Source organism: Salinibacterium sp. SWN1162, assembly GCF_015864675.1.
GTDB lineage: Bacteria > Actinomycetota > Actinomycetes > Actinomycetales > Microbacteriaceae > Rhodoglobus.
The window spans coordinates 1,562,356-1,587,963 of sequence record NZ_JADYWT010000001.1 but is presented as its reverse complement, the minus strand read 5'-3'; the positions used below and the strand labels follow the sequence as shown (position 1 = coordinate 1,587,963).

25 protein-coding genes and 1 tRNA gene are annotated in these 25,608 nt (G+C 61.3%); 5 read left to right on the top strand and 21 right to left on the bottom strand.

The genetic code is table 11. The features are described 5' to 3' along the window. Positions 1-37 precede the first annotated feature (37 nt). Positions 38-580, top strand: a complete 543-nt coding sequence (locus tag I6E58_RS07510; protein WP_197131890.1) for a Dps family protein — start codon at positions 38-40, stop codon at positions 578-580. 56 nt (positions 581-636) lie between these two features. Here the strand turns inward: I6E58_RS07510 and I6E58_RS07505 are convergent, their stop codons facing one another. Continuing rightward, complete coding sequence (locus I6E58_RS07505; RefSeq protein WP_197131889.1) at positions 637-1,881, bottom strand: glycosyltransferase; 1,245 nt, start codon at positions 1,879-1,881, stop codon at positions 637-639. A gap of 129 nt (positions 1,882-2,010) precedes the next feature. Next, positions 2,011-2,952, bottom strand: coding sequence for a DMT family transporter (locus I6E58_RS07500; RefSeq protein ID WP_197131888.1), 942 nt, complete (start codon positions 2,950-2,952; stop codon positions 2,011-2,013). A 40-nt stretch (positions 2,953-2,992) separates the two neighbouring features. Between I6E58_RS07500 and def the strand changes: the two genes are divergently transcribed. Beyond that, complete coding sequence (gene def / locus I6E58_RS07495) at positions 2,993-3,556, top strand: peptide deformylase (protein ID WP_197131887.1); 564 nt, start codon at positions 2,993-2,995, stop codon at positions 3,554-3,556. On the opposite strand, the gene I6E58_RS07490 is transcribed toward def, so the two are convergent. The 14 genes from I6E58_RS07490 to dusB all read right to left on the bottom strand — a co-directional run bounded on the left by I6E58_RS07490 (position 3,553) and on the right by dusB (position 18,793). Then, complete coding sequence (locus I6E58_RS07490; RefSeq protein WP_129071571.1) at positions 3,553-3,858, bottom strand: AzlD domain-containing protein; 306 nt, start codon at positions 3,856-3,858, stop codon at positions 3,553-3,555. The two genes, def and I6E58_RS07490, sit on opposite strands and share 4 nt — an antisense overlap. Continuing rightward, on the bottom strand, positions 3,855-4,616 hold the full coding sequence (locus tag I6E58_RS07485; RefSeq protein WP_374189185.1) for an AzlC family ABC transporter permease: 762 nt from the start codon (positions 4,614-4,616) through the stop codon (positions 3,855-3,857). The genes I6E58_RS07490 and I6E58_RS07485 overlap by 4 nt, the downstream gene beginning before the upstream one ends. After that, on the bottom strand, positions 4,613-5,278 hold the full coding sequence (locus I6E58_RS07480) for a response regulator transcription factor (protein WP_197131885.1): 666 nt from the start codon (positions 5,276-5,278) through the stop codon (positions 4,613-4,615). Before I6E58_RS07480 ends, I6E58_RS07485 begins: the two co-directional genes overlap by 4 nt. Beyond that, the gene (locus tag I6E58_RS07475) at positions 5,275-6,579 is read right to left on the bottom strand and encodes a sensor histidine kinase (RefSeq protein WP_197131883.1); all 1,305 of its coding nucleotides are present in this window, start codon (positions 6,577-6,579) and stop codon (positions 5,275-5,277) included. The genes I6E58_RS07480 and I6E58_RS07475 overlap by 4 nt, the downstream gene beginning before the upstream one ends. A gap of 186 nt (positions 6,580-6,765) precedes the next feature. Beyond that, positions 6,766-6,838 (bottom strand) — tRNA-Asn (locus I6E58_RS07470). A gap of 51 nt (positions 6,839-6,889) precedes the next feature. Next, on the bottom strand, positions 6,890-7,912 hold the full coding sequence (locus I6E58_RS07465; RefSeq protein WP_307842019.1) for a beta-propeller fold lactonase family protein: 1,023 nt from the start codon (positions 7,910-7,912) through the stop codon (positions 6,890-6,892). Further along, positions 7,899-8,720: an ABC transporter ATP-binding protein gene (locus tag I6E58_RS07460; protein ID WP_307842018.1), complete on the bottom strand. Its 822-nt coding sequence runs from the start codon at positions 8,718-8,720 to the stop codon at positions 7,899-7,901. Before I6E58_RS07460 ends, I6E58_RS07465 begins: the two co-directional genes overlap by 14 nt. A gap of 4 nt (positions 8,721-8,724) precedes the next feature. Beyond that, positions 8,725-10,401 carry an ABC transporter ATP-binding protein gene (locus I6E58_RS07455; RefSeq protein ID WP_129071574.1) on the bottom strand — a complete coding sequence of 559 codons (1,677 nt, stop codon included), beginning with the start codon at positions 10,399-10,401 and terminating at the stop codon, positions 8,725-8,727. Further along, complete coding sequence (locus tag I6E58_RS07450) at positions 10,398-11,426, bottom strand: ABC transporter permease (RefSeq protein ID WP_129071575.1); 1,029 nt, start codon at positions 11,424-11,426, stop codon at positions 10,398-10,400. The genes I6E58_RS07455 and I6E58_RS07450 overlap by 4 nt, the downstream gene beginning before the upstream one ends. 2 nt (positions 11,427-11,428) lie before the next feature. Further along, the gene (locus I6E58_RS07445) at positions 11,429-12,523 is read right to left on the bottom strand and encodes an ABC transporter permease (protein ID WP_197131881.1); all 1,095 of its coding nucleotides are present in this window, start codon (positions 12,521-12,523) and stop codon (positions 11,429-11,431) included. 107 nt (positions 12,524-12,630) lie between these two features. Then, complete coding sequence (locus tag I6E58_RS07440; RefSeq protein ID WP_197131878.1) at positions 12,631-14,253, bottom strand: ABC transporter substrate-binding protein; 1,623 nt, start codon at positions 14,251-14,253, stop codon at positions 12,631-12,633. A 160-nt stretch (positions 14,254-14,413) separates the two neighbouring features. Further along, positions 14,414-16,321: a DNA primase gene (gene dnaG / locus I6E58_RS07435; RefSeq protein WP_197131875.1), complete on the bottom strand. Its 1,908-nt coding sequence runs from the start codon at positions 16,319-16,321 to the stop codon at positions 14,414-14,416. A gap of 32 nt (positions 16,322-16,353) precedes the next feature. Continuing rightward, a complete protein-coding gene (locus tag I6E58_RS07430) occupies positions 16,354-17,598 on the bottom strand; it encodes a deoxyguanosinetriphosphate triphosphohydrolase (RefSeq protein ID WP_197131872.1) in 1,245 nt (414 codons plus the stop codon). Beyond that, positions 17,588-18,793 (bottom strand): tRNA dihydrouridine synthase DusB, encoded by a 1,206-nt coding sequence (dusB, locus tag I6E58_RS07425; RefSeq protein WP_231595167.1) that lies wholly within the window; start codon positions 18,791-18,793, stop codon positions 17,588-17,590. The genes I6E58_RS07430 and dusB overlap by 11 nt, the downstream gene beginning before the upstream one ends. A 17-nt stretch (positions 18,794-18,810) precedes the next feature. On the opposite strand from dusB, the gene I6E58_RS07420 reads away from it, so the two are divergent. Together I6E58_RS07420 and I6E58_RS07415 are read left to right on the top strand one after the other, a co-directional pair. Further along, the gene (locus tag I6E58_RS07420; protein WP_197131867.1) at positions 18,811-19,290 is read left to right on the top strand and encodes an aminoacyl-tRNA deacylase; all 480 of its coding nucleotides are present in this window, start codon (positions 18,811-18,813) and stop codon (positions 19,288-19,290) included. Continuing rightward, complete coding sequence (locus tag I6E58_RS07415; protein WP_197131865.1) at positions 19,290-19,730, top strand: hypothetical protein; 441 nt, start codon at positions 19,290-19,292, stop codon at positions 19,728-19,730. Before I6E58_RS07420 ends, I6E58_RS07415 begins: the two co-directional genes overlap by 1 nt. Here I6E58_RS07415 and I6E58_RS07410 read toward each other — a convergent pair. The 5 genes from I6E58_RS07410 to I6E58_RS07390 all read right to left on the bottom strand — a co-directional run bounded on the left by I6E58_RS07410 (position 19,727) and on the right by I6E58_RS07390 (position 24,563). Further along, complete coding sequence (locus I6E58_RS07410; protein WP_197131863.1) at positions 19,727-19,894, bottom strand: hypothetical protein; 168 nt, start codon at positions 19,892-19,894, stop codon at positions 19,727-19,729. The two genes, I6E58_RS07415 and I6E58_RS07410, sit on opposite strands and share 4 nt — an antisense overlap. Continuing rightward, positions 19,887-20,552 carry a DsbA family oxidoreductase gene (locus I6E58_RS07405; RefSeq protein WP_307842017.1) on the bottom strand — a complete coding sequence of 222 codons (666 nt, stop codon included), beginning with the start codon at positions 20,550-20,552 and terminating at the stop codon, positions 19,887-19,889. Before I6E58_RS07405 ends, I6E58_RS07410 begins: the two co-directional genes overlap by 8 nt. 129 nt (positions 20,553-20,681) lie before the next feature. Beyond that, a complete protein-coding gene (locus I6E58_RS07400; RefSeq protein ID WP_197131861.1) occupies positions 20,682-21,224 on the bottom strand; it encodes a hypothetical protein in 543 nt (180 codons plus the stop codon). 850 nt (positions 21,225-22,074) lie between these two features. Continuing rightward, entirely contained in the window at positions 22,075-23,460 is a 1,386-nt protein-coding gene (locus I6E58_RS07395) for a glycine--tRNA ligase (RefSeq protein ID WP_129071585.1), read from the bottom strand. A gap of 56 nt (positions 23,461-23,516) precedes the next feature. Then, positions 23,517-24,563, bottom strand: a complete 1,047-nt coding sequence (locus tag I6E58_RS07390) for an aminotransferase class V-fold PLP-dependent enzyme (RefSeq protein ID WP_197131859.1) — start codon at positions 24,561-24,563, stop codon at positions 23,517-23,519. 82 nt (positions 24,564-24,645) lie between these two features. On the opposite strand from I6E58_RS07390, the gene I6E58_RS07385 reads away from it, so the two are divergent. Next, a complete protein-coding gene (locus I6E58_RS07385; protein WP_197131855.1) occupies positions 24,646-25,596 on the top strand; it encodes a LysR family transcriptional regulator in 951 nt (316 codons plus the stop codon). The last annotated feature ends 12 nt before the right edge of the window (positions 25,597-25,608 follow it).

Genomic DNA, 25,608 nt, shown 5'->3' with positions numbered 1-25,608 from the left:
TGAGCTAGCGTTAATGCTGCGCTTCTACGATGCAGTTATGACTGATTCACAGAAAGCGCAGACCACAAGTTCGGCAAAGTCTGGGGCTCGCAAGACTCGACAGCAAAATGCTGAGTCGGGCTTCACCGCCTCGAAGGGGCTTGCCGACAAAATGCAACAGGTGTTAGTCGACCTGATCGAACTCTCACTTCAAGGCAAGCAAGCGCACTGGAACGTCGTCGGCAAGAACTTCCGCGATACGCACCTCGTGCTCGACGAGATCATTGATGCCACTCGTGGGTTCAGCGACACTATTGCCGAGCGGATGCGCGCGCTCCATGCCACACCGGATGGACGCAGCGACACGGTCGCCGAGACGACGACACTCCCTGCCTTCCCCGCCGGTGAGATCAGCACGACAGACACTATCGATCTGCTGACCGAACGGCTTGAGGGCACCATCGCCACCATCAGGGAACTGCACGACCCCATCGACGAAGAAGACCCGACGAGCGCCGATCTTCTTCACGGTGTGCTCGAAACACTTGAACAATACGCCTGGATGGTGTCGGCCGAAAACCGCACCCCCGCAAAGAAGTAGGCTCCACGCCTGCAGTTACGAGCCGATTGCTGTGGCTCCCGCGAGAGCGTCTCCTGTTAGGAGGCGCTCTCGTTCTTTTTGCCTAAAGCAACGGGATCCGTAACCATTTCGCCGCGATACATGCTCTCGAAGGTGTCAAGAGTGCGCTGGATATCGTGCGCAGCAACGATCTCCAAGCTCTCTTTCTTGAGCTTGAGAACTTCATCCGGCGCCATCGTGAGCACTCGGGTGAGCTTCGCCGCTAAGTCTTCAACATTGCCCGGCTCGAAGAGGAACCCATTCTCGCCGTCATGCACAAGGTGCGGCAGCGCCATCGCATTAGCTGCGACCACGGGCAGCCCCGATGCCATCGCCTCCATCGTGGAGATACTCTGCAGCTCGGCAATCGACGGCATTGCAAAGACCGATCCGCGCTGAAGAGCGTCGCGAAGTTGATCCTGATCGACGAAACCAGTGAGCGTGACCCGGTCTTGCAGACCCAAAGAATGAGCGAGAGCACGGAGTTTGCCTTCCAGCTCTCCCCCGCCAACGATCTCCAGCTTGGCATTCAGCGCCGGGTCCATAATCGCGAGGGCGCGAATCAGCTTGTCGATCTGTTTCTCATCAGAGAGCCTGCCCAGAAACACGATGAGGTTCTCGGGTTTGGGCTCAAGATTGCCGTTGTAGCCGTCGGCGTTGATGCCGCACGAAACCGCGACGACGTTTCGCACCTTCGTATTGCCCTCAAGGTACTCGGCAGCGCGGCGCGTGGGAGTCGTGACGCTTTCAGCCCGCGCGAATGACCGTCCAGCGGCCTCCCACCCCATGCGGATCGCCTTGCGGCGCAGGAACTTAGGGATGATGTAAGCGTGATCGAGAAGGTTCTCGGGCATGAAATGGTTCGTGCCCACGAGACGGATGCCGCGCTTGCCACCTTCGATCGTCATGCCGCGGCCAATAATGATGTGCGACTGAAAATGGATGACGTCGGGCTTCACCTGGTCGAGAATGCGGGCCGAGTTCTGTTTTACACGCCACGGCATCATGAAACGCAGCCAGGGGTGGCCGACCCAACGCCACGAATAGAGGCGGTGGAGAGTCATCGACTGACCTTCATGCTCCTCGATCATCGTGCCCAACTTTTTATTGGAGTACGACGGCGCCACGATATGCACGTCGTGACCTCGTTCAGAGAGGCCGGCAGCGAGTCGTGCAATGAAAGTGGCGGCACCGTTGATTTGCGGCCAGAAGGTGTCTGCGCCAATGAGGATGCGAAGTCGCGGTTTGCCCTCGTGGGGCGAGCGTTTCACAGCGGAAGTCACAGTCGAAGATTTCCTTAACAGTTATGCACGATGAGCCAGCCGTTTTCGACCCGGTCAGGTCATCGGCATCTAATAAGGTACCCCACGGCGCCGGTGTCGACGGGGCGCTGAGCCGCAGACTGCGAAATGCTATGCCCTGATCTGCGGATGATGCTTCGACAGCGAGAACACCCCAAAAATGGCAATGGCCCCGGTAATCACAAACGCGACGACCGCCCAGAGTGGCGCATCCGCCGCTTCGCCCAATACCAGGATGCCAACGGTCACGGCAACGAGAGGGTCAACGACGGTGAGGCCGGCAACAACGAGATCGGGTGGGCCCGAGGCGTACGCCGTCTGCACGAAGTACGAGCCGAGCAACGAGGCGGCGATAAGCCCGACGATACAGAGGATCGTCAAGAAGTCAGTGCTCTCGAAGCCAGAACCGGAGATGACAATCGTCTTGACACGGTCGATCACGACCTTCGCCAGCGTAGCCACGAAGCCGAACAGCATTCCGGCACCCAAAATGTAGAAAATGGGTGAGGCGTTCTTGCGAAAGACTAGAAACAGAACGATCCAGGCAGTTAATACGACAGCCAAAATGATGAGCACCAGCGAGAGCTCGCGCTGTGTCACCACCGTAGATTTCGCGAACATTGCTGCGATACCGACGAAAATGCCGACGCCGGCAACGCACATGACGATCGCGCGGATAGAGATCGCATCGAGCCGCACCTTGGCGATGCGCGAGTTCATGATGGCCGTCATCACGAGGGCAACAGCGCCGAGCGGCTGCACCACCATGATGGGAGCGATAGCGAGGCTCGAGAGCTGAAACACGATCGCTAAGCCAAGAAACGCTGTGCCGATTACCCACGAGGGGCGAGCGAGCAGCGCCTTGATTTGAGAGAAGTTAAGACCCGTGTTCGCGTCGCTGCCGTGCTTCTCTTCCATGCGAGCAACGCCGCGGTGCTGAAATTGTGCGCCGAGCGACAGCAGAATCGCCCCGATCAGAGCAAGAGGAATTCCAGCGACCTGAAGCGGGGTCAGACTGATCTGATCGGTGAGGTCAAGAATGTCTGGCGGCACCCGTCAAATGTACTGCGTTAACTCGGGATATTCTGGGCACATGGCCGTTCTTCCCATCATCATCACCGGCGAACCGGTGCTCCATTCTCCCGCGAATCCGGTAACGGCCTTCGACAGCGAACTCGCGACCCTGGTGGCCGACATGTTCGAGACCATGGAAGAGGCACCTGGCGTTGGGCTTGCGGCCCCTCAGGTAGGCGTAGGGCTGCGCGTCTTTGTCTACGACTGGACCGACGAGAACGACACACTCTGGCGCGGCGTCGCCATCAATCCTGAGTTGTGGCAAAGCCCTCTCCCCCTGCTCGACATCGATGACGCGGATGAAGAGGGTTGCCTTTCCATCCCGGGCGAACGATTCCCGCTGATCCGTTCCGAACGCGTCATTCTGCGCGCCTTAGATCTCGACCAGAAGCCGTTTGAGATCGAGGCGTCTGGCTGGCTCGCCCGCATCTTCCAGCATGAATACGACCACCTCGACGGCGTGCTCTACGCCGACCGCTTACAAGCCCCGGATGCCAAGGCCGCCGCGAAGGCGATCCGCAAGCAAGGGTGGGGCCAGCCCGGTCACTCGTGGTTGCCCACCGAGGAACAGCTCGACGCCTAGATTAGGGCGCGGATTCCAGCCGCCACCAGCGCGGCCGCGATGATCACGACGATGAACGGAACCCGCAGCGCGAAGAGCACGGCGGCAACCGCGACAGCAGGCAGCCGAGCATCCACGTCGAAACCACGAGCTGAACCGAACGACTGCACAACGATGAGCGCTGCCAGCAGCGAGACTGTGAGCAGGTTCGCAAGCCTCGCGACCGTGGGCTTCTCTGCCCACACCGCGGGAATGGTGAACCCCGCAAGTTTTAGCGCAAGGACCGCGATCGACGCGATCAGAATGATGTGCCAGACAGTCATCGCTCCCCCATCGGATCGGGTTCAGCTTCGGCAAGGTCACTCTCGCGGGTTCCCAGCCAGTTCGTGAGTCCCACGGCCACGGCAACGAGCGTCGCCGCGAGCACCGGGAGCCCCGCCGGCAGAACAGGCATGAGCACAGCAGCAACGACTGCTGCTCCGACCGCCACCACGATGGGCTGCAGCTGCTTGAGCCGCGGCCAGAGGAGGCCGAGGAATGCAGCGGCGGCTGCGGCGTCCAAACCGTACTGGCTCACATCCCCGAGCTGGTCTCCGATGAGCGCCCCGAGGAGTGTTGTCAGATTCCATCCGACGTAAATGATGGCGCCTGTCCACCAAAATCCGGCGCGCTGGCTTGCCAGAGTGGGCTGCGCCGTGGAGACGGCCGTGCTTTCATCGATGGTCCAGTGCCCTGCCAGCAGTCGTTTGGCAACACCGGGGCCGATCATCGGAGCCACTCGCAGGGCGTACAACGAGTTACGCGCCCCCAACAGCACCGCACTGGCGATAGCGGCACCGCCCGCCGCCGCGCCTCCCGTCGCGAGCACGCCGACGAGGGCAAATTGGGATCCGCCGGAAAACATCAGCAGGCTGAGCACGCACGCTTGCCAGACATCCAGCCCCGCCGCTACCGCCAACGCGCCAAACGAGATCCCATACGCAGCGACAGCGAGACCCACCGCAAAACTGGAGCGAATTGCCGCGGATACTTCGGCAGAGCGAACCGGTCGGTCGGCGCGACGCGAGATGCTGCCCGTCACCCCGCTCGCCCCAGAGACACAAGTCCGGTCTCATAAGCGATCACCACGAGTTGCACGCGGTCTCGGGCGGCCAACTTTGACATGATGCGAGAGACGTGAGTTTTGGCCGTCAGGGGGCTCAGAAAGAGGGTGGTGCCGATCTCTGAATTGGTGAGGCCCTGGCCAACGAGAGCCAAAACTTCACGTTCTCGATCGGTGATGGCCGAGAGGATGGAGTCGTCAACCGCAACCTGAGAGCCACGAGCAAAGCGTTCGAGCAGTCGTTTCGTGACGCCCGGGCTCAAGAGGGCATCGCCCGATGCCACGATACGAACCGCCCGGATGAGTTCGACCGGCTCCGTGTCTTTCACAAGAAAACCGCTGGCTCCGGCGCGGATTGCGCGGGCGACGTACTCGTCCACTTCAAAAGTGGTCACAATCACGATGCGCGTATCAGCAAGTTCAGGAAATGTTGCGATCTGTTCGGTCGCCCACAGTCCATCGCCCTCCGGCATCCGGATGTCCATCAGCACAACGTCGGGATGTTCACGACGCACCACTTCAATGACCTCGGTACCGGTTGCCGCCTCGCCGACCACCTCGATGCCGTCTTCGGCGTTGAGAAGACTGCTGAAGCCGGCACGAATCAGCTGTTGATCATCCGCAATGACAACGCGGATCATACGGATGCCGACCGGCGCGGAATTCGAGCCGTTACGACTGTGCCACGCGGCGCGCTCTCGCGCACCGTTAACGTTCCACCAAGGAGTTCAGCTCGCTCCCGCATGCCCACCAGCCCTCGACCCTCTGTGTGACCGTCAGCGTCGATACCAACACCGTCATCGGCAATAGTAACGAGATAGTCATCGCCCTCGACGGCTAACGACACGACGGCAGTCGTCGCCGAGGCATGCCGCACGACGTTCGTGAGGGATTCCTGAACGATTCGATAGAGCGCCAATTGCACTGCCGCAGCGGTCTGCTCCGAGATTTCTGAACTGGAATGCACCGCGAGTCCTTGGGCCCGCACCGAATCGACGAGACTCACGAGGCGCGAAAGATCCGGTTCCGGAACAAGTGGAGCATCATCCGATCTCGCGTCGCCTAAATCGGTGCCGTCGTTACGCAACATCCCCAGCAGCGACCGCACTTCGTCAAGAGCCTCTTTGCTCGAGCGTTTGATGCTCGCGAGTGCTTCTTCGGCCTGCTCGGGCTGCTTGTGCATGAGGTGAAGGCCGACGCCGGCCTGCACGTTGATCTGGCTGAGCGAATGCGCCAACACGTCGTGCAATTCGCGGGCGATCCGGGTGCGCTCAGCCCGCAGTTCTTCTTCTCTGCGACTCTGGAAAGCAGTGTGGAAATGCTCGAGTTGCTCGCGCCGCCGCCGGTTCACCTCGGCAAACGCCAGCACCAGCAGCAGGCCAATGGTCGTCGCGACAACGCGATGAGAGTCGAGGTCGATGCCCACAACGAGCCCGGCCAAGAGCGTCGCCTCCCACACCACAATCATGGAGACCCACGTCCAAGTGCGGGCGCCGTGCGAGATTGCGATAACGATCGCGAAGGCGAGCGCCATGTAAGGCGCCGACAGCGCCGAGTAACCGATCAGAAAGTCTGCCGCCGCCAGAGCAGAAATGACCGCGATGAGCGGCCCGGGATACTGGCGGATCCTCAGCAGCAACAGCGGCCCCATAACCGAGAGTGCTAGGGCAGCGATCGCCCCCGGGCCGATGCTGCTCAGTTCCAAAACGGTGCGGAACGGCAACACGGATGCCGCATCGCCGTACTCTGCGTAGGCGCCCGTCCAGATCACGCCCGCAATCGTGATCGGCACTTGCACCAGCAGCGAGACAACTACGGGCATCCACCGTCGCAAGCGACGCGTCCGTGGAGACTGCGACGCCGTGACGCCCGCGCCGTTGAGAAGCCCGTCGAGCATCCGACTCGAAGCGCGCGGTGTCGAGCGACGGGATGACGAAGGCATTCTCCGATGGTAGTTGGCGCACTGCGCGCCCGCGTCGGCTTTGAGGCGCAGTAGGCGCTACTCCCGGCGGAGTACGAGGCCAGCCGCCTACAAGGCCAGCAGACTGCGAGGTCGGGAAACGTCGCGAGGGAAACGTCGCCAGGGAAAAGCAAAGTCCCGGCCACCTGAGTGACCGGGACTGACTTGCTCCTCGACTTGGACTTGAACCAAGAACCTACGCATTAACAGTGCGTTGCTCTGCCAATTGAGCTATCGAGGATCGCTGTGCGACTCAATTACTTTAGCAAATGATTTCGCAGTTCAAAAACCATCAGGCGATTCGCGCGAGGTATGTCGGCGACAGAACCCGCGTAGGGGCAGCAATTAACTGAGGAATTCCGTTGTCATCGATTCTGAAACTCGCGATTTCGTTCGAAAATTGATTGCACACATGCAGGATCCCATCGCTCAGAATGATGTGGCGAGGCCAATTTCCTTCGCACGAGATCGCTGTGAGCGGGGCGACGCTTCGCCCGTCGTCAGCGATCGCAAGAATCGCGATCACATTGCTGTGACGCACGCCGACGTAGGCATGGCGGCCGTCATCCGAAATTGCGATCGCGGACGCTTGGTCGCCTTCAACCGCACCGGGAAGCGCGATAGAGCACAGTTTGTGAAGCCGGCGGTCTCTCCACTCGAACACCATGAAGCCGCATCCGAGTTCCCCCAGCACGTAGAACAGGTTGTCGGGACGCGCGACAATATCGCGCGGGCCAAAGCCGGGAGGCATGACGACCTCATCAACCTGTTCGAGCACGAAGTCGTTGAAGCTAAAGATACGGATGCGATCGGCGCCCAGATCGAGCGACAAGAGCGTGTTGTTATCCACAAACACGGAGGAGTGCGCGTGCGGGCCTTCCTGCTGCGGCCGCGGCCCCAAGCCGGCAGTTTCTAAGACCTGCCGGGTCTCGAGCACTGCGGAACTGCCCCGGGCTTCCAAGACTCCCAGCGTGCCCGTGCCGTAATTGGCCGCTATCACGGTGCTATCACTGACGGTGATGTGGCAGGGGTACTGCCCGCCGCTTGCAGCGATCGTGACGTTGCTGAGCGTTTCGCCGTCGCGGTCGAAAACCGCAACCTGCCCGGATCCCTCCAGAGTGGAGTAGACCTTGTCACCATCGACCACCAGAAACGATGCTGAGGGCATGGCCGCCGCCAAGTGCGACATCTCAAGAGAGCCATCCGCCCGGCTGCGCATGACCGAGATACCTTCAGACTCGCAGTCCATGTCGGGGCCAAAGCCACCGACCAGCCACGTTGAAGAAGCGGTAACAGGTACGTCAGGCGTTGTCACGGTGTAGCTCCAGAAGTGAGTCGGCGAGCCCCTTCACATAGGGGTGCCAGGGGTCGTCGAGAACAGCATCCAAATCTCCGATGCCCACGAGGATGCCACGGTGCATGACCGCGACCTTGGTGGATACCCGGCGAACGGCGGCAAGGTCCGCGGTCACCAACATCGCGGAAAATGACCGTTGCGCTTGAAGGTCAACGATCAGATCGAGGATGGCGGCGCGCACGTTGACGTCGATGCCCGCCGTGGGGTCATCGGCGACGAGCAGCTGCGGCTCGAGGATCATTGCACGTGCGATCGCTATTCGTTGACGCTGACCTTTACTGAGCTCGAACGGATACCGGTTCATCACCGAGAGTGGGAGCCGAACAGTATCGATCAACGTCGCTACCGCCTCGGCGGCCTCACGCTGATTGAAGCGTCGATCACGAACGAAAATAGGTTCGGCGATGTTTTCACCGACCGTCAACCGACCATTGAGGCGATTGCCCGCATCCTGCGGCAAATAACCAACCCGCAGGCTGAGACGGTCGCGCTTGCGGCGACTGACGTTGCGAAGCTCAGTACCCAACACCGTCAGCTCACCGCCGCTGAACAGCGGCGAACCGTTCTCGCCGGTCTCAGCGTGTAGCGCAACTGCTTTGGCGAGAGTGCTCTTACCCGAGCCGCTCTCGCCAACTACAGTCAGCACTTCTCCCGCGCCGATCTCAAAACTGAGTCCATTCACAGCGACTGAGCGTGTTTCGGGGTTGCGAGACGGGTAGCGCAGCGAAAGATCGCGGGCGCTCACCGTGGGAGAAGTGGAAGTCACCTCATCAATCTACGTCAGTCAGCGCCCGCAGCGCTTCCCTACGCTCCGTCTGCTCTCGCGGGTCGGGCACGGGCAGCGACGCCAACAAACGTTGGGTGTACGGATGCTGGGGGTTACCCAGCACCTCAGAACCCAGACCCTCTTCTACCAACTGCCCTTTGTAGAGCACCGCGATGCGATCGGAGAGCATGTCGACGACGGCGAGATCGTGGCTGATGAAGAGTGCGGCAAAGCCCAAATCTCGCTGCAGTTCTGCGAACAGCTCAAGAACCTTTGCCTGCACCGACACGTCGAGCGCGCTGGTCGGCTCATCCGCAATCAACAGTCGTGGCCGCAACGCGAGGGAGCGAGCGAGACTGGCGCGTTGACGCTGCCCTCCGCTGAGTTCGTGCGGGTAACGATCCCCGAACGCGCGCGGCAATTGCACTGCCTCGAGAAGCTCGTTGACTCGCGCACGAGCGTCGTTCGCGTCCTCGGCCTTACCGTGCACAATCAGCGGCTCAGCCACACACTGCGCGATCGTGAGCAGCGGATTGAAGCTCGATGCTGGGTCTTGAAAAACAAAACCGATGTCGCTGCGCACCGGCCGGAACTTGCGCTCCTTGAAGCCCAACATTTCGTGACCAAGAACCGACAGCGAACCGCCGGTGATCTTGTTGAGGCCTCCGATGGCGCGACCGATCGTCGTCTTGCCCGATCCGCTCTCCCCCACCAGCCCGAGCACTTCGCCGGGCGAAATACTAAAGCTCACGCGGTCGACAGCGCGGAACGGAGCGCGCCCGAAACGCCCGGGGAACTCGATTTCGAGATTGTCAGCAATCACGACAGGCTCGGCATCTTTCTCTCCGCCCGAAGCCGCGCGGTCAGCAACCCGGGCAGCAGCCCGAGAAGCTCCCGAACCAATCCGCGGTACCGCGGCCAAAAGCTTCTGCGTGTACGGATGCTGGGCCGCGTCGAACAATTGCTGCGCTGGCGCTTCTTCCACCAGTTTGCCCTGATACATGACAGCAACACGGTCGGAGAGATCGGCCACGATGCCCATGTTGTGGGTGATCAGGATGATGGCCGCGCCGAACTCATCACGGCACCTGCGCAGAAGATCAAGAATTTCAGCCTGCACCGTCACGTCGAGCGCGGTCGTGGGCTCATCGGCCACAATCAGCTCGGGTTCAAGCACCAGAGCCATGGCGATCACGACCCGCTGCTTCTGCCCGCCCGAGAACTGATGCGGATAATAATCCACGCGCGACTCAGGCTCGGGAATTCCGACCTTGCGCAGAATCTCGATCGCTTTCTTGCGCGCTTCGCGCTTGCTCACATTGCCGTGAGCGCGAAGACCCTCGGCGATTTGCCAGCCCACGGTGAAAACCGGGTTGAGCGCGGTCGACGGCTCTTGGAACACCATCGCGACGTCAACGCCGCGGAGCTCGCGCAGTCGCTTGCCCGACATCCCAATAACCTCTTTGCCATTGAGCACGATTGCGCCCCGTGACACTGCCGTCTCGGGCAGAAGCCCAAGGACGGACTTGGCCGTAACGCTCTTGCCGCTGCCGCTCTCGCCAACAATCGCGAGGACCTCCCCCGGCGCCAGGCTCAGCGACACATCGTCGACGGCCTTGACGTCGCCGCCATCAGTCGCGAACGTGACCTCAAGATTTTTGATCTCAACAATATTGCTCATGAGCGAGCCTCCAGCGGGTCGATCGGATTCGCATCATCGTCAAGGTCAACCGTTGAGAGAGCGGCGGTTTCAAGAACCGGCGCCGACTGGTCGGCTCTACGACGGGTGCGCAGTCGTGGATCAGCGAGGTCATTGAGCGACTCCCCCACCAGCGTGATTCCGAGCACAACGAGAACGATCGCGAGTCCCGGGAACAGCGACGTCCACCAGATGCCGCTCGTAACATCCGAAATCGACTTGTTGAGGTCGTAGCCCCATTCGGCCGCAGCGGATGGTTCGATACCGAACCCGAGGAAGCCCAAGCCCGCGAGCGTCAGAATCGCCTCGGAGCTGTTGAGCGTGAAGATCAACGGCAGGGTACGCGTCGCATTGCGGAACACGTGACGGAACATGATGCGCGGAGTGCTCGAGCCGATGACCTTCGCCGATTCGACGTACGCCTCCGACTTGATGCGCACTGTTTCGGCCCGGATGACACGGAAATACTGCGGGATGTACACGACCGTAATTGACACTGCCGCTGCGAAGACGCCGCCCCAGAAACTCGACTGACCGCCGCTAATCGCGATGGCGGCCACGATAGCCAGCAAGAGCGTCGGAAACGCGTACACGGCGTCAGAGATGACCACGAGAACGCGGTCGATCCAGCTGCCGAGGTAGCCAGAGACGAGGCCAAGAAGCACGCCGGCAAAGATCGACAGTGCCACCGCAACGACGATCACAAGAACCGCTGTGCGCGATCCCCAGATCACTCGGGAGAGCACGTCGTAACCACCGACCGTGGTGCCTAGAATGTGAGCGCCTCCCGGGGGAACCTGCGCACCGAAAGCACCATCGTCATCGCGCAATTGCGAGAACCCATAAGGCGCCAACAACGGAGCGAAGAGCGCCGTAAGAAGGAAAATGCCCGTCAGAATCAAACCAGCAACGAGCATGCCGCGCTGGAGCCCTACCGACTGACGAACCTGCCGAACAATCGGCAACTTGCGCCACACAGCCACAAAACGTGAGGGTGTCGTAGTCATGATTAGTACCTCACCCTCGGGTCGATGATCGCCGCAATGATGTCGACGATGAAGTTGGTGAGCGCCACGATCACGGCGAGCAGGACCACGATGCCTTGCACCGCCACAAAGTCACGAGCACCCAGGTACTCAACGAGCTTGAAGCCCAGGCCCTTCCATTCGAAGGTGGTTTCTGTCAGCACTGCGCCGCCGAGCAAGAGCGCGATCTGAAGACCAATGACCGTGATGATCGGAATCAACGCGGGCTTGTAGGCGTGCTTGCGCACAAGGCGGTATTCGCTCACGCCACGTGAGCGAGCAGCATCCACATAGTCCATGGAGAGGCTGCCGATGACGTTCGTGCGCACGAGGCGCAGGAAGATTCCGGCCGTCAGCAATCCCAACGCCAGGCCGGGAAGCACGGCGTGCGAAAGCACGTCGCCGATCGCTGCAGGACTACCCAAGCGGAAGGCGTCGATGAGATAAATGCCCGACTTGTCGTCGAGAGTGCTCAACTGCAATTCCGTGCGAGTGGAGGCACGGCCGGCGACAGGAAGTACCTTCAGCCACACAGCGAACACGAGCTTGAGCAACAGCCCCGCAAAGAACACCGGGGTCGCGTACGCAAGAATCGCCGCGACGCGGAGCACCGCATCCGGCCATTTGTCACGGAAGTAGGCCGCGACCATGCCGAGAGGGATACCGACCACTAGCGCGACGAGAACTGCGTAGAACGCAAGCTCAAGAGTGGCGCTGCCGTAGGTGACGAGCAACTCCGAAACCGGGCGGCCGTCGGTTATCGCTGTGCCGAAGTTGCCGGTGAAAATCTGCCCGAGGTACTCGAAATACTGCACCAGAATCGGACGATCGTAACCGGCGGCGCTAATACGCTCAGCGAGCTGAGCCGCCGTGAGACGGTCCCCCAGTGCCGCTGTAATGGGATCGCCGATCGAGCGCATCAAGAGGAACACCATCGTTACGAGGATGAACACGGTCGGGAAAATCAGGAGAAAACGAATAATAAGAAAACGAGCGAGAGGATTTGTGATCCCCCGAAAACGCCGGGTTGGCGGTTCTGACGGTGCCGGATTGATCACGGCGGAAGCGGACTGCGACATACCTACCTATCGTGCAGAGAACGAAGACGAGGAGGTGACCCACATTGTGTGTGGGCCACCCCCTGCGTCAGAACGCTAGGCCGAGGCCTAACTCGAGCGAATTGCTCCTACTTGGCCAAGCTGCCGTAGCGAAACTTGAACGAACCGTCGAGCGTAGCTCCGGTGACATCCTTGCCCGTGATAGCAATTTGCGCTCCCTGAAGGAACGGAACGGTCGACAGCTGCGCTGCGACCTTTGCCTGAATGTCCTCGATCATTCCCTCGCGCGTGGCAGGGTCGAGTTCAGTTGCCTGAGCGACGATCAGATCGTTGACTTCAGCATCCGCGTAGTGGTTTCCGAGGAAGTTACCATCACCGAAGAACGGGGTGAGGTAGTTATCGGCATCGGAATAGTCCGGGAACCAGCCGAGCTGGTAGGCCGGGTAGGCGTCTGCCGTGCGCTCGCTCGCGTAGGTAACCCACTCGGTCGACTGCAGGTTGACTTCAAACACTCCGTCAGCCTCGAGCTGGCTCTTGACCAGCGCGTACTCGTCGCCCGAGGACTCACCGTAGTGATCAGGGTTGTACTGAAGGTTGAGCTTCACCGGAGTCTCGACTCCCGCATCTGCCAGACGCTTCTGCGCTGCTTCAACGCTCGGCCCACCTTCGCCGTCGCCGTAGAGGTCCTTGAGAACCTCAGTAGCACCGGTCAATCCATCGGGCACGAAGGAATACAGCGGCAAGTAGGTGCCCTTGTAGACCTGGTCGGAGATTTCCTGCCGGTCGATCAAGTCAGCAACAGCGCCACGAACAGCGAGCGACTTGGCGTCATCCGCCTCAGGAGTCTTCGCACCGAACGGCTGAGTGTCGAAGTTGAAGACAATGTAGCGGATCTCTCCACCGGGGCCAACGATCACGTTGACGTTGTCGTTGCCCTCAAGGTCAGCAACGTCGGTGGCAGACAAGCTGCGGTGCGCGACGTCAATGTTGCCCTCTTGAACATCGAGCTTCAGGTTCGACGCGTCGGTGTAGTACTTCAGCGTGATGCTGTCCGTCGCCGCAGCGCCGAGAACGCCCTGGTAGTCAGGGTTGGCCTTGAACGACACAATGTTGTTGAAGTCGTAGCTGTCGATGACGTACTGGCCAGCAAACGCCATGCCGTCAACGATCTCGTCGTCGGGGGTGACCGCATCAGCCGAGAAGACTTCTTCGTCGACGATCGGTGCGGCCGGGCTCGACAGAATCTGCGCGAACGTCTGGTCGTTGCCGTTCTTCAAGTTGAAGACGATCGTGGTGTCATCGACAGCGTCCACGCTCTCAATGTTGCCAAGAAGAACCGAAGGGCCGTTCTCGTCGTTGATCGCGACCTGGCGGTCGAAGCTGAACTTCACGTCAGACGAGGTGAGGTCGTTGCCGTTGGCGAACTTCAGGCCCGCCTTGAGTACGACCGTGTATTCGTCTTCACTCGTGTACTCGGCGGACTCGGCGATGTCAGGTTCAACATCGGAGGTGCCGAGCGGCGAGTTGAGCAAGAACGGGTACACCTGGTTCATCAGTGCAAACGAACCGTTGTCGTACGAACCGGCCGGGTCGAGGAACGTGACTTTGTCAGTCGTGCCCACGATAAGCGACTCGGAACTGCCAGCGTCGGAGTCTCCCCCAGCTTGGCAACCAGTCAAAGCGAGCGCGAACGCTGCTGAGCCGGCAACTACAGCAAGGACTCGCTTGCTGCTCTTGGATGCGGATGTCATATCCGTCTACCTCTTCCTGTTGCGTGCAGAAAATGCGACGGCGCGTTTGTAGGCGCCGCGCATCGTAGTTCCTCAGTAGTAACACACGAGGAACCTTCGAGACTAGATCGTTTACCCGCGAATGGGGGATATTTACACGAACGCAACCAAAGAGCGGAGACTAGCCTTCTTCGCGGAGCGCTCGACGCTCCGCTTCGATCCTCATGAGGTCTCGCTGGGTCTGCACATAGCGCTCGGGATCGCTCTCGCGGTCCATGCGCTGCAAAACTCCGAGAAGTTCGCGCTTTTGGCGCAGCAAGTCGCGCTCGATGAGATCGGTTGTCACTTGCACGCAGTACACCGGGATGCGTTCTTCACGCTCCGGAATCGGCGCAACGCTCAGTTGCTTCACGAAGGTGGAGAACGATGACGGCACTTCGTCAGCGACGGCGGATGCCCAGCCGGGTTCGAGCGCGCGATCCACGAGAGAGGCGATGGCATCGCGCACGACCGCGAGCGAAGGCTCAGCGATTGCAATCTGAGTGAGCTTGCCCATGAGCTCGGCACCCACGACATCCGGATGCTGCAACACCGCCATGAGGGTGTCTCGCTCAAGGCGCGTAATCGCATCGACTTTCAAGCTCATGATCGACGGGCCAGGCTGCGCTGGCTCCTCGCCGAAGCCCTCTGGCGGGCGCTGGGAGGATGACTCGTACTGCGACTGCTGCTGCGCCTTAGGCGGCCCCGACGGGGCTGCGGTGCGCTTCGCTGCGGTCACGGCGTTCTGCACCTCGGTCGGCTCCATACCGAGCCATCCCGCAACGCTGCGGACGTAGCCAATACCCAGTGCCGAATCGCGGATGCCCGCGACCACGGGGGCCGCAGCACGCAACGCCGCTACACGGCCTTCTACCGTTTCGAGGTCGTGCACGGCCAGTTCGCGGCGAATCTTGAACTCGAACATGGGCTTGCGCGTGGTGACGAGGCGACGAACCGCACCGTCGCCCTTCTTCAGCCGCAGGTCACATGGGTCGAGGCCATCGGGCGCCACAGCAACGAAGGTTTGCGCGGCGAAGCGGTGCTCCTCGGCAAAGGCGCGGTTCGCGGCCTTCTGGCCCGCTTCATCCGGGTCGAAAGTGAAGATGACCTCGCCCGTGGCCGTCGTGTCTGCGTTGTCGTAATCGCCAATCATGCGGCGCACGATCTTGATGTGGTCCACGCCGAACGCCGTACCGCAGGTGGCGACCGCGGTCGTGACGCCAGCAAGATGGCAGGCCATGACATCCGTGTAGCCCTCGACTACGACGATCTGCTTGCCGCGCGAAATGTCTTTCTTGGCAAGATCGAGCCCGTAGAGCACTTGGCTCTTGTGATAAACCGGCGTTTCGGGAGTGTTGAGGTATTTAGGGCCCTTGTCATCGTCAAGCAGACGCCGAGCGCCAAAGCCAAGAGTCTGGCCCGTGACATCGCGGATTGGCCACACCAGGCGGCCGCGGAAACGGTCGTAATAGTCGCCCCGCTCCCCCTTGCCGATGAGGCCGGCAACAACGAGTTCTTCCGAGGAGTAGCCGAGCTTGTTGAGGTGCTTCATGAGCACGCCACCGCGAGGCGCGAAGCCAATGCCGAAACGCTCGGCAGCGGACTGGTCAAAACCACGCTCGCCCAAAAAGCTGCGCCCGGGGGCTGCCTCGGGGCTCGCTAGCTGGGCGACGAAAAATTCGGATGCCGCCTGATTCGCAGCCAAGATACGCGCGCGATTGCCGTGATCGGTCGCCGCGCCGCCATCCTCATAGTGAAGTTCGTAGCTAATACGGCCGGCAAGGCGTTCGACGGCCTCGGAGAATGAGACGTGGTCCATACGCTGCAGGAATGTGTAGACGTCGCCGCCTTCACCGCATCCGAAGCAGTGATAAAAGCCGACTTGGGGTCGCACGTGGAAGCTCGGGCTGCGCTCCTCATGAAAGGGACACAGGCCCTTCATGGAGCCAGAACCGGCGCTCTTGAGCGTGACGTAGTCGCCAACAATATCGGCGAGGTTAGTGCGCGAACGCACCTCGTCGATATCGCTTCGTTTAATCAGGCCAGCCACAATCGCAATTCTAGGCCGACCGGCCGACGACTCTAGCCAACCAGTCGTGTGTGCCAGGCAATCGCGGACTGATCCGTGAGGCTAGCCACCTGATCTACTACTGCCCGCTTGCGCTGGTGATCGTTCTCAGCGGAATTCCAATCCGCCGTGAAACCAGAATCGAGGTTCACGGGAGCCGTCCAGAGCAAGACATCGGCGAGCTCGGTGAGCACGTCGCGCTGCTGCTGGTAGATCGGGCGACGCGCGTTCGTCGACATGACGAAGGCCGCGACGATGCCCTTGAGCACCGCAATCTCCGCCTGAATCTCTTTCGGCACGACCAAGCTGCCGCCGAAGCGAGCAAGAGCATCCGTCGGGTGAGCTTCGCGCGTGGCCTGCACTGCGGCGCCGGCAAAGCGGCCGATCAGCTGGCTCGTGAGGTTCTTGAGGCGACCGTGAGCGGCACGACTGCCGTCCCACTGATCAAGCCACGGGTCGAGGAGATCGAGACGGTCGAAGGCCGCGATGAGTTCGTCGTGCGTGAACTCGCCGCCGATCCACTCGAACATCGACTTCACGAGGTCGTCGTGATTCACGCGGGCGCCGAGCGCCGTGACGTCAATAAAGTCGCCCACAATGGCATCTTCAAAGTCGTGCACGGAATAGGCGATGTCGTCGGAAAGGTCCATGACCTGAGCCTCGATGCAGCGCTGACGATCGGGCGCGCCGGCCCGCAGCCACTCGAAGGCTGCCGTGTCGTCGTCGAAGAAACCGTACTTGCTACGACCGCTCGGGTCGGGGATACCCTGAGCGCTAGGCCAGGGGTACTTCGTGCTCGCGTCCAAGCTGGCCCGCGTGAGGTTGAGACCGTAACTCTTGCCGTCGGGCCCGAACACCTTGGGCTCGATGCGTGTCAAGAGCCGCAGGGTCTGAGCGTTGCCCTCGAAACCGCCGATGTCGGCCGCCCACTCGTTGAGTGCGCGCTCACCGTTGTGGCCGAAGGGCGGATGCCCGAGATCGTGAGAAAGGCAGGCCGTGTCGACGACATCCGGGTCGAGCCCCAGACTGTCGGCAAGCTCGCGGCCAACTTGAGCGACCTCGAGCGAATGAGTGAGACGGTTGCGGGCAAAGTCGGTGCCCATCGTGGGACTGAGAACTTGAGTTTTGGCCGCAAGGCGACGCAGCGCGCTCGAGTGCAACACCCGTGCCCGGTCGCGCGCAAAATCACTGCGGCGACTCGAATGCTGCTCAGGAAACCAACGCTCGGCGTCTGCTTCCGTATAGCCCTTAACCGCCACTGGTACTCAATTCTGCTTGGTTCAGCTCGGAACGGTGCGACTCCTGCAGTTCGCGGCTGTCGAGCCACCCCTGCGGAAGCGTCGGCTTCTTCGGGCGACCCGCACGGCCGCGCTGGCCCTCAGCATCGATGCCGGGGTATTCCTGCGACCAGTCAAGATTGCCGAGCAGTTCGTCCATGTGATCGAGCGACTGAACTGCTGCCATGCCGGCGCGCAGCTCGCCACCGACCGAATAGCCCTTGAAATACCAGGCAACATGCTTACGGATATCGCGGCACGCGCGATCTTCTTCGCCGAAGAATTCGACCAAGAGTTCGGCATGACGCTTGAATGCGGCGGCTACCTGGCCAAGGGTGGGCTCGGCCTTGAGGGTCTCACCCCGGAAGGCGGCAGCGAGATCTCCGAACAGCCACGGACGACCGAGGCAACCGCGGCCGACAACGACCCCGTCGCATCCGGTCTCATCGACCATGCGCAGAGCATCGGACGCACTCCAGATATCGCCGTTGCCGAGAATGGGCGTATCGGTGATCGTGTTCTTGAGCTTCTCGATCGCCGACCAGTCGGCGTGGCCCGAGTAGAAATCGGCGGCAGTGCGAGCGTGCAGCGCGATACTGGCGACCCCGGCGCCGGCGCCCACGCGGGCAGCTTCGAGATACGTCAGGTGATCAGCGTCGATACCCTTGCGCATCTTGATCGTCAATGGAACATCTCCAGCAGCCTTTACAGCGCCCTCGACGATGTCGCGGAACAGATCGATTTTCCACGGCAGCGCCGCTCCCCCACCCTTGCGAGTGACCTTGGGAACCGGGCATCCGAAATTCAAGTCAATGTGGTCGGCACGATCTTCAGCCACCAGCATGGTGACTGCTTCGCGCACCGTCTTCGGGTCTACGCCATAAAGCTGGATGCTGCGCGTCGTCTCCGACTCGTGGTGCGTAATCAGACGCATGCTCTCGGGCGTGCGCTCGACCAGCGCACGGCTGGTGATCATTTCGCTGACGTACAGGCCAGCACCATACTCGCGGCACAGGCGGCGGAAAGCGGTGTTGGTGATGCCGGCCATGGGCGCCAAAACGACGGGAACATCGAGGTCGAGGTTCCCAATAGAGAGCTGTGGCGCGACACGCGGGTCGGCAGGGGCAAGAATAGTCACGTACCAATTGTCCCACGGCAAGCCTGAACCTTGCCGCATCTACCGGGAGGCCCCGAATGACGGCAGGAACTGACCGCGTTCGCGACGATGCCGAACGCCGCGGCATCCCCATCGAGATCGTCGAACGCGCGCCAGCAACGTCGCTCGAACACGCCGCTGAGCTGTTGGGAATCACCCCCGCCGAGATCGTGAAGTCGCTCGTCGTCAAGCGCAGTGACGGCAGCTTTCTCTTCGCACTCGTGCCCGGCGATCGCCAGATATCGTGGCCGAAACTTCGTGCGCTCGTGGGCGTCAACAAACTCCGGATGCCCGACGCCGAGGTAGCGCTCGACGCCACCGGGTACGCCCGCGGCACCATCACCCCGCTCGGCAGCACCACCGCGTGGCCCGTCTACGCCGACGAACGCATGGTCGGAAAGCGCGTGTCCATGGGTGCCGGCGATCACGGGCACACCGCGTGGGTGCAGGCAGACAAGCTGATCAGCGGCCTCGACGCGATCGTTGCCGACATCACGACCGACGCAGGAAGCAACTAATGGCCCTTGACGAGCATCCGAATGTCTTCCGGTTCGAAGCACGCCTGTGGGTGAGCCCCGCACCACGCGAAGAAGCGCTCGAGCAACTGCGAGCCCAACGCGCTTGGGACAAGGAAAATGCGCGATTGCAACGGTGGTGGGTATCGCTCGCGATCGGAGCGGTGGTCGGCACTGCCGGAGTGCTCGCCGTCGGTTCGAGTGCGAACCTCGACCCCACGCTCTACCTGCTGCTATTGCCCGTCGGTTTCGGCGGCGGAGCCATCATCGGCGCTCTGATCAATAAACGCTTCAACGCACCGGTTGCCCAGCACGCGTCCTTGCCCGCGCGCCCAACCACTGCGCCGCTCACGCTCATACCTTCGCGAGTCGCCAAAGCAGCGCCCGAACATGCGAGCGCTGCTGAACTCATCGAATGGTCGAACCGCGGATTTGTGGGCTAGACGAGACCTTCGTCGATCTGCCGGTTCACGAGAGCTTGCGAACGGTGATCATCCGCGACGATGCCACAGGCGTCGCCTTCACAAGCCACCGCATTCGGGTCGCCGAGCTGCTGAAGTGCGAAGGTCGGGAGTGGCTTCGTTGCGGCATCCATTGCGTTACGCATCTCTTTCGGTAAGTACTTGTGTGAGTACGTTAGCGAAGGTTTCACTTTCCTGCGCACCTGAAACCCCGTACTTGCCCTCGATAACGAAGAATGGCACGCCTTGGATGCCGTACTGCATCGCGGTTTCCATGTCGGCCTTCACCGCCGGGAGGTACTCGTTCGACTCAAGTACACGAACAACTTCGTCGCGATCGAAGCCGATGGACGCCGCGATATCCGCGAGATCCGCGACGCGACCGACGTGCTCGGTCTTGACAAAGTACGCCTCTAGTAGGCGTTCCTTCATCTCAAGCTGACGGCCCTGCGCCTTTGCGAAGTGCAGAAGTTCGTGCGCTTTGATGGTGTTTGTCTGGTGAATGTGGTCATAGTCGTAGTCGAGGCCGAGGCTCGTGGCGATGTCGGTGACCCGGGTCAACATCTCCTTCACCTGCGGCGACGCCAAGCCCTTGCTCTCACTCAAAAACTGAGTGGGCGTGCCTTCGTACTCCACCGGGGTATCTGGCGCGAGTTCGAACGAGTGGTACTCGATGTCGACCGCGATGCCAGAGCTCTCCACAGCCGCTTCGAGCCTGCGCTTTCCGATGTAGCACCAGGGGCACTGAACATCAGACCAGATATCGATTTTGACAGGGGCAATCGGGTTTGCTGAATCATTCACCTCAGCATTAACGCCGGGGAGCGTGAAGTATTCCCTGGTCGCGTTCGTGAACGGCGCTGAGCTTCGCTGAGCGACGCTGACCGTCCCTGAGCGTCCCTGAGCTTCGCAAACTCAGGAGATCTCCGATACTCAGCCCGAAGGCACCAGCATTCGTGGACTTGATTTTCGTAGATGCACGGTATCTCCTGAGTATTCAAGGCTGGCAGACCTGGAGCGGCCGAGTGCACCCTCCAGAGCGCGCAGAAAAAGCTCCCATTGCCCGAAAACCATTGAGGCGCTCACACTCAGTGCGTGAAAGCCAGCGATCGTCATTTCGATCGCCTTCAGCCGGTCCTGCTCGAATGTGTGGGCATGAAAACGTCGGCCGTCGACTTCGACTCCAATCACCCCGTCCACCACCAAGTCGATCCTCTTGGAACCGACCGGGACCTGCAGCTCGACTCGATGCCCCCGCATCGTGAGCCGAGTGCGCGCAAGGCTCTCGGGCAAACTCTCACTTCGGGAATCCACCCAAGCGCGAATCGAACGTTTATGCCGAGGCAACGTGAGAATTAACAGTTCAAAGTCGAACCCGTCGATGCGCCCGGAGTGCAACGCCCAGTCAACAGCTGCAACGGCCGTCTCAAGACTCTCATCGACGATGACTCGTCTGAGTGCCTCAGCGACGCTCACATGCCACCGAGTTCCCCGATCACTGACTGCAGGTGAATCCCAGTGCAGCTTCACGCCGCGCGCGCCACCCAACCGGCGCCGTCGGTTCCATGGGCTGCGCAATCGAGACGCGTTGCCGGGTACCGATACTTGGAGTGGATGCTCCTCAAGAACCCAGCCGCCCCAGTCGGCAATCGCCGAAATGCCGGTGAGGCGACCGCCGACTCGCACCGCTCTCACTCGCGGTTCCGACTCGTCCAAGGTGGTGTACCACCCCTGACGAGCCCGAACGATCGTGCCCTGCCTGACTGCGCGAGTCAGATCGATATCTCGGACTCCTCGCGCAACAAGTTCGCGTTTCTGGGCAAGCCCACCAAGCTCATTCACCAATTCGCTGACATCTACCATCAGAACAGCATCTTCGAGTGCGGGAGCTGAGCCCGCTGCTGCGCCACATCTGTTGACGAGTCGGCCGGACTGACGCTATTGACGAGTTGTGCAGCTCGGAAATTCAGGAGATTCGTTCTGGCGAAATCGCGGAAGGTCCGGAACCTAGTGGAGAGACTGCGAGGGTTACGACTCACGAGCGCGGATCTCCTGAGTTTCCGACGGTTGGCGCAGGTGGAGCAGCCGAGAAAGAGACTTGGCGGAAGAGAGCTGAGTTGCAGCGGGAGAGAGACCGTGACCGTGGCGAGCGCCGCGACAGGGAGGCAGGCACGTGGCAGCAGCCAGCGTGGCAGCAGGCAGCGGGCACGAGCACGAGCACGAGCACGAGCACGAAAAAGCGGACCCGGAACGTGTTCCGGGTCCGCTTTACGCAGTACCCACTTTCAGCAAGCGACGCTGTGGGCCCTGCTGCAATTACAGCTCGCTAGCAGCCGATGAGCTCCTGCGCGAGGTAGCCACGCAGCTCTTCGATTGGCATGCGCTTCTGTTCCATCGTGTCGCGCTCACGGATCGTGACCGCGTTGTCGTCGAGCGAGTCGAAGTCGATCGTGACGCAGAACGGCGTGCCGATTTCGTCTTGACGACGGTAGCGACGACCGATAGCTCCGGCGTCGTCGAAATCGACGTTCCAGTACTTGCGAAGATCAGCCGCAACGCCCCGCGCCATCGGCGAGAGACGCTCGTTGCGCGACAGCGGCAAGACGGCAACCTTCACCGGCGAGAGACGACGGTCGAGGCGCAAAACGGTGCGCTTGTCTACGCCACCCTTAGCATTGGGCGCTTCGTCTTCGGCGTAGGCGTCGATGAGGAACGCCATGAGCGCACGGGTGAGTCCGAACGCGGGTTCGATGACGAACGGAGTCCAACGCTCGTCCTTGGCCTGATCGAAGTACGACAGGTCAGATCCGGATGCCTCGGAGTGCGTTCGTAGGTCGAAGTCGGTGCGGTTGGCGATACCCATGAGTTCGCCCCACTCGCTGCCGGCGAAGCGGAAGCGGTACTCGACATCCACGGTGCGCTTCGAGTAGTGCGACAGCTTCTCTTGAGCGTGCTCGTAGAAGCGCAGGTTTTCGGGGTTGATACCGAGGTCGGTGTACCACTTCATGGATTCGTCGATCCAGGTCTGGTGCCACTCTTCGTCGGTGCCGGGCTCGACGAAGAATTCCATCTCCATCTGCTCGAATTCACGAGTACGGAAAATGAAGTTTCCGGGCGTGATTTCGTTACGGAACGACTTTCCGACCTGACCGATCCCGAAGGGCGGCTTCATGCGCGCAGCACCCATGACGTTGGCGAAGTTGGTGAAAATGCCCTGAGCGGTTTCGGGGCGCAGGTAGTGCATGCCCTCTTCGTTGTCGACGGGGCCGAGGTAAGTCTTGAGGAGTCCCGAGAAGTTCTGCGGTTCCGTCCACGATCCGGGCTGACCGGTATCAGGGTCGCGGATGTCGGCAAGCCCGTTCACGGGAGGGTGACCGTGCTTCTCTTCGTAGGCTTCGAGAAGGTGGTCGGCGCGGTAGCGCTTGTGGGTGTGCAGCGATTCTACGAGCGGGTCGGAGAAGACCTCGACGTGGCCGGAGGCTTCCCACACCTTGCGGGGCAGGATGACGGCCGAGTCGAGCCCGACGACGTCTTCGCGACCTTGAACGAAGGTCTGCCACCACTGCTTTTTGATGTTCTCTTTGAGGGCGGTTCCCAGCGGGCCATAGTCCCAAGCTGAGCGTGAACCGCCGTAGATCTCTCCCGATTGGAAGACGAAACCTCGGCGCTTGGCGAGATTGATTACGGCGTCGAGGGGGTTAGGCGTAGCCACTTAAAACTCCAATAGTCAGCCGAGCTGGATGCACGGTCGGCGGACGACCAGTTTAGCTAGCCGCGCAGCGCGGCGATAACCGCCGCGACGCCTTCTTCGGTATTCCAGAGGTGGAATGCGGCGCGAAGGCGACCAGCGCGACCGGAGGCCGTGATTCCTGCGGCCGCGAGCTTGGCAAGGTCAGCTCCGGATTCATCCGGCCACGTCACAATGGCCTGGTTCTGGCGCTCGATTCCGAGTTCATCGCAAAGCTGGTTGGCAAGCCCGGTGCAGTGCGCCCAGACTTCGGAAATGTCGAGGTCGGCAAACATGGCGATCGGATGCTCGGCTCCCACCCAGGCCTGCCACGCGGGTGACACGTCGAACTGGCGAGCGTCTTTCGCAAGGTTCATCTCGGTGCCGTAGGCGCTGCCCCAGACGTCTTCCCCGGCGTACCAGCCGGCTTGCACGGGCGTGATGTGCTCGGCGAAATGCTCAGAGATCGTGAGGAACGCGACGCCGCGCGGCGAACACAACCATTTGTAGGCATGGCACACGGTCGCGTCGAATTGGCTGGCATCCACCGGGTACACGCCGGCGGCTTGAGTCACGTCGCACAGCGTGCGGGCGCCGTGGGCTGCGGCTGCAGCGAGAACCGCGTCAACGTCGGCTACCTTGCCGTTGCAGGACTGGATGAGCGAGAACGCGACGAGCGCAGTGCTGTCGGTGATGGCATCCGCGAGTTCGGCGAGAGGCACGGCGCGAACGATGAGGTCGCGGTGCTGCAAGAACGGGAAGACGATCGAGGTGAAGTCGGATTCGACGACGAGCACTTCGGAGCCGGCCGGCAGCGAGCAGGCGATGAGCGAGGCCATGACCGAGGTTTGCGATCCGATGGCGACGCGACTGGTATCCACTCCCACGAGTCGCGCGTAGTGGCCACGCGTGCGCTCAACGATGTCGCCGTAGTTCATGGGGTTGCACGTCGCTGTGGCCCATAACTGGAGCTTGGTCGTCATCTCAGTGACCGCGGCGCAGGTCGGGAGCCCCATGGTGGCGGCAGAGAGGTAGCCGTGAGTATTCGCAAAACTGCCGATTGCGTGTGCCAGCGCCGGGGAGGTCATGTCTTCATACTCCCGCGCGCTCGATACATGCGACAAGGGCATGATTGAGATATAAACAATCACGTTTAGTTATACTCGCACGATGGACACCACTCCAGACCTTCTCTCGCTGCGCATCGTCCGCGCGATCTCCGAGCACGGCACCATCAGCGAAGCCGCCCGCGTTCTCGGCTACAGCCAACCCGCCCTCAGCCAACACCTCACCCGGACGCAGTCCCGCCTTGGACTCGCGCTTGTTGTGCGCTCGGGTCGTGGGGTTCGGCTCACCGAGGCCGGTCGGGTCCTCGCCAGTCATGCCGTGACCGTACTCAATGCGGTGGATGCGGCGAGCGCCGAACTCGCAGAACTGGCCGGCCTGTCGAGCGGTACGGTGCGCATCGCGGCTTTCCCGACGGCGTCGTCGACGCTCGTACCGCGGTTGATTCGTCAGTTGCGGCAGCAGCATCCGAATTTGACGGTGAACTATGTGGAGGCTGAGCCACCCCAGGCGCTGCAGCTACTGAGAGATGGCGCCGCGGATCTGGCGATTACGTTTTCGTACCCGGAGGATCGCGCCGACCCACACTTGTCGCGCGATGGCGGCCACACGACAGTTCCCCTGTTTACCGAGCCGGTGGTGCTGGTGCTGCCCGACGCTCACCCCCTAGCCAAAGCGGACAGCGTGAGCCTGGCCGACCTTGCCAACGACGCGTGGATTGCGGGCTGCGCCCTCTGTCGCGGGCACTTGCTCGCCCTGTGCAATATCGAGGGTTTCGCCCCTGAGATCGGACTGGAGACGGATAATGCTCTCGCCGTACTGAGCTTTGTCTCCCGTGGGCTGGGCGTAGCGCTTCTCCCCCAGCTCGCGCTGTCGTCGCTGACCCTGCCAGAGGGTGTGAGCATCCATGCCCCTCAGCCGTCGAGTGAGCGCACGATTCAGTATGTGATTCAACCGGGGGCGACGCGCATTCCTAGCGTGGCGACGACAATTGCGACGCTGACAGCGCTGGGTGGGGCCGCCTGGGGTCTGAAGGACTACCCCGCTCGGAGCTAGCAGCGGCTGGAC

Coding starts and splice junctions, on each gene's coding strand:
- I6E58_RS07510 (WP_197131890.1), top strand. CDS start 38: ATGACTGATTCACAGAAAGCGCAGACCACAAGTTCGGCAAAGTCTGGG.
- def (WP_197131887.1), top strand. CDS start 2,993: ATGGCCGTTCTTCCCATCATCATCACCGGCGAACCGGTGCTCCATTCT.
- I6E58_RS07490 (WP_129071571.1), bottom strand. CDS start 3,858: ATGACTGTCTGGCACATCATTCTGATCGCGTCGATCGCGGTCCTTGCG.
- I6E58_RS07480 (WP_197131885.1), bottom strand. CDS start 5,278: ATGATCCGCGTTGTCATTGCGGATGATCAACAGCTGATTCGTGCCGGC.
- I6E58_RS07475 (WP_197131883.1), bottom strand. CDS start 6,579: ATGCCTTCGTCATCCCGTCGCTCGACACCGCGCGCTTCGAGTCGGATG.
- I6E58_RS07455 (WP_129071574.1), bottom strand. CDS start 10,401: ATGAGCAATATTGTTGAGATCAAAAATCTTGAGGTCACGTTCGCGACT.
- I6E58_RS07450 (WP_129071575.1), bottom strand. CDS start 11,426: ATGACTACGACACCCTCACGTTTTGTGGCTGTGTGGCGCAAGTTGCCG.
- I6E58_RS07445 (WP_197131881.1), bottom strand. CDS start 12,523: ATGTCGCAGTCCGCTTCCGCCGTGATCAATCCGGCACCGTCAGAACCG.
- I6E58_RS07440 (WP_197131878.1), bottom strand. CDS start 14,253: ATGACATCCGCATCCAAGAGCAGCAAGCGAGTCCTTGCTGTAGTTGCC.
- dusB (WP_231595167.1), bottom strand. CDS start 18,793: ATGCGGCAAGGTTCAGGCTTGCCGTGGGACAATTGGTACGTGACTATT.
- I6E58_RS07420 (WP_197131867.1), top strand. CDS start 18,811: ATGACGGCAGGAACTGACCGCGTTCGCGACGATGCCGAACGCCGCGGC.
- I6E58_RS07415 (WP_197131865.1), top strand. CDS start 19,290: ATGGCCCTTGACGAGCATCCGAATGTCTTCCGGTTCGAAGCACGCCTG.
- I6E58_RS07410 (WP_197131863.1), bottom strand. CDS start 19,894: ATGCGTAACGCAATGGATGCCGCAACGAAGCCACTCCCGACCTTCGCA.
- I6E58_RS07390 (WP_197131859.1), bottom strand. CDS start 24,563: ATGACCTCCCCGGCGCTGGCACACGCAATCGGCAGTTTTGCGAATACT.
- I6E58_RS07385 (WP_197131855.1), top strand. CDS start 24,646: ATGGACACCACTCCAGACCTTCTCTCGCTGCGCATCGTCCGCGCGATC.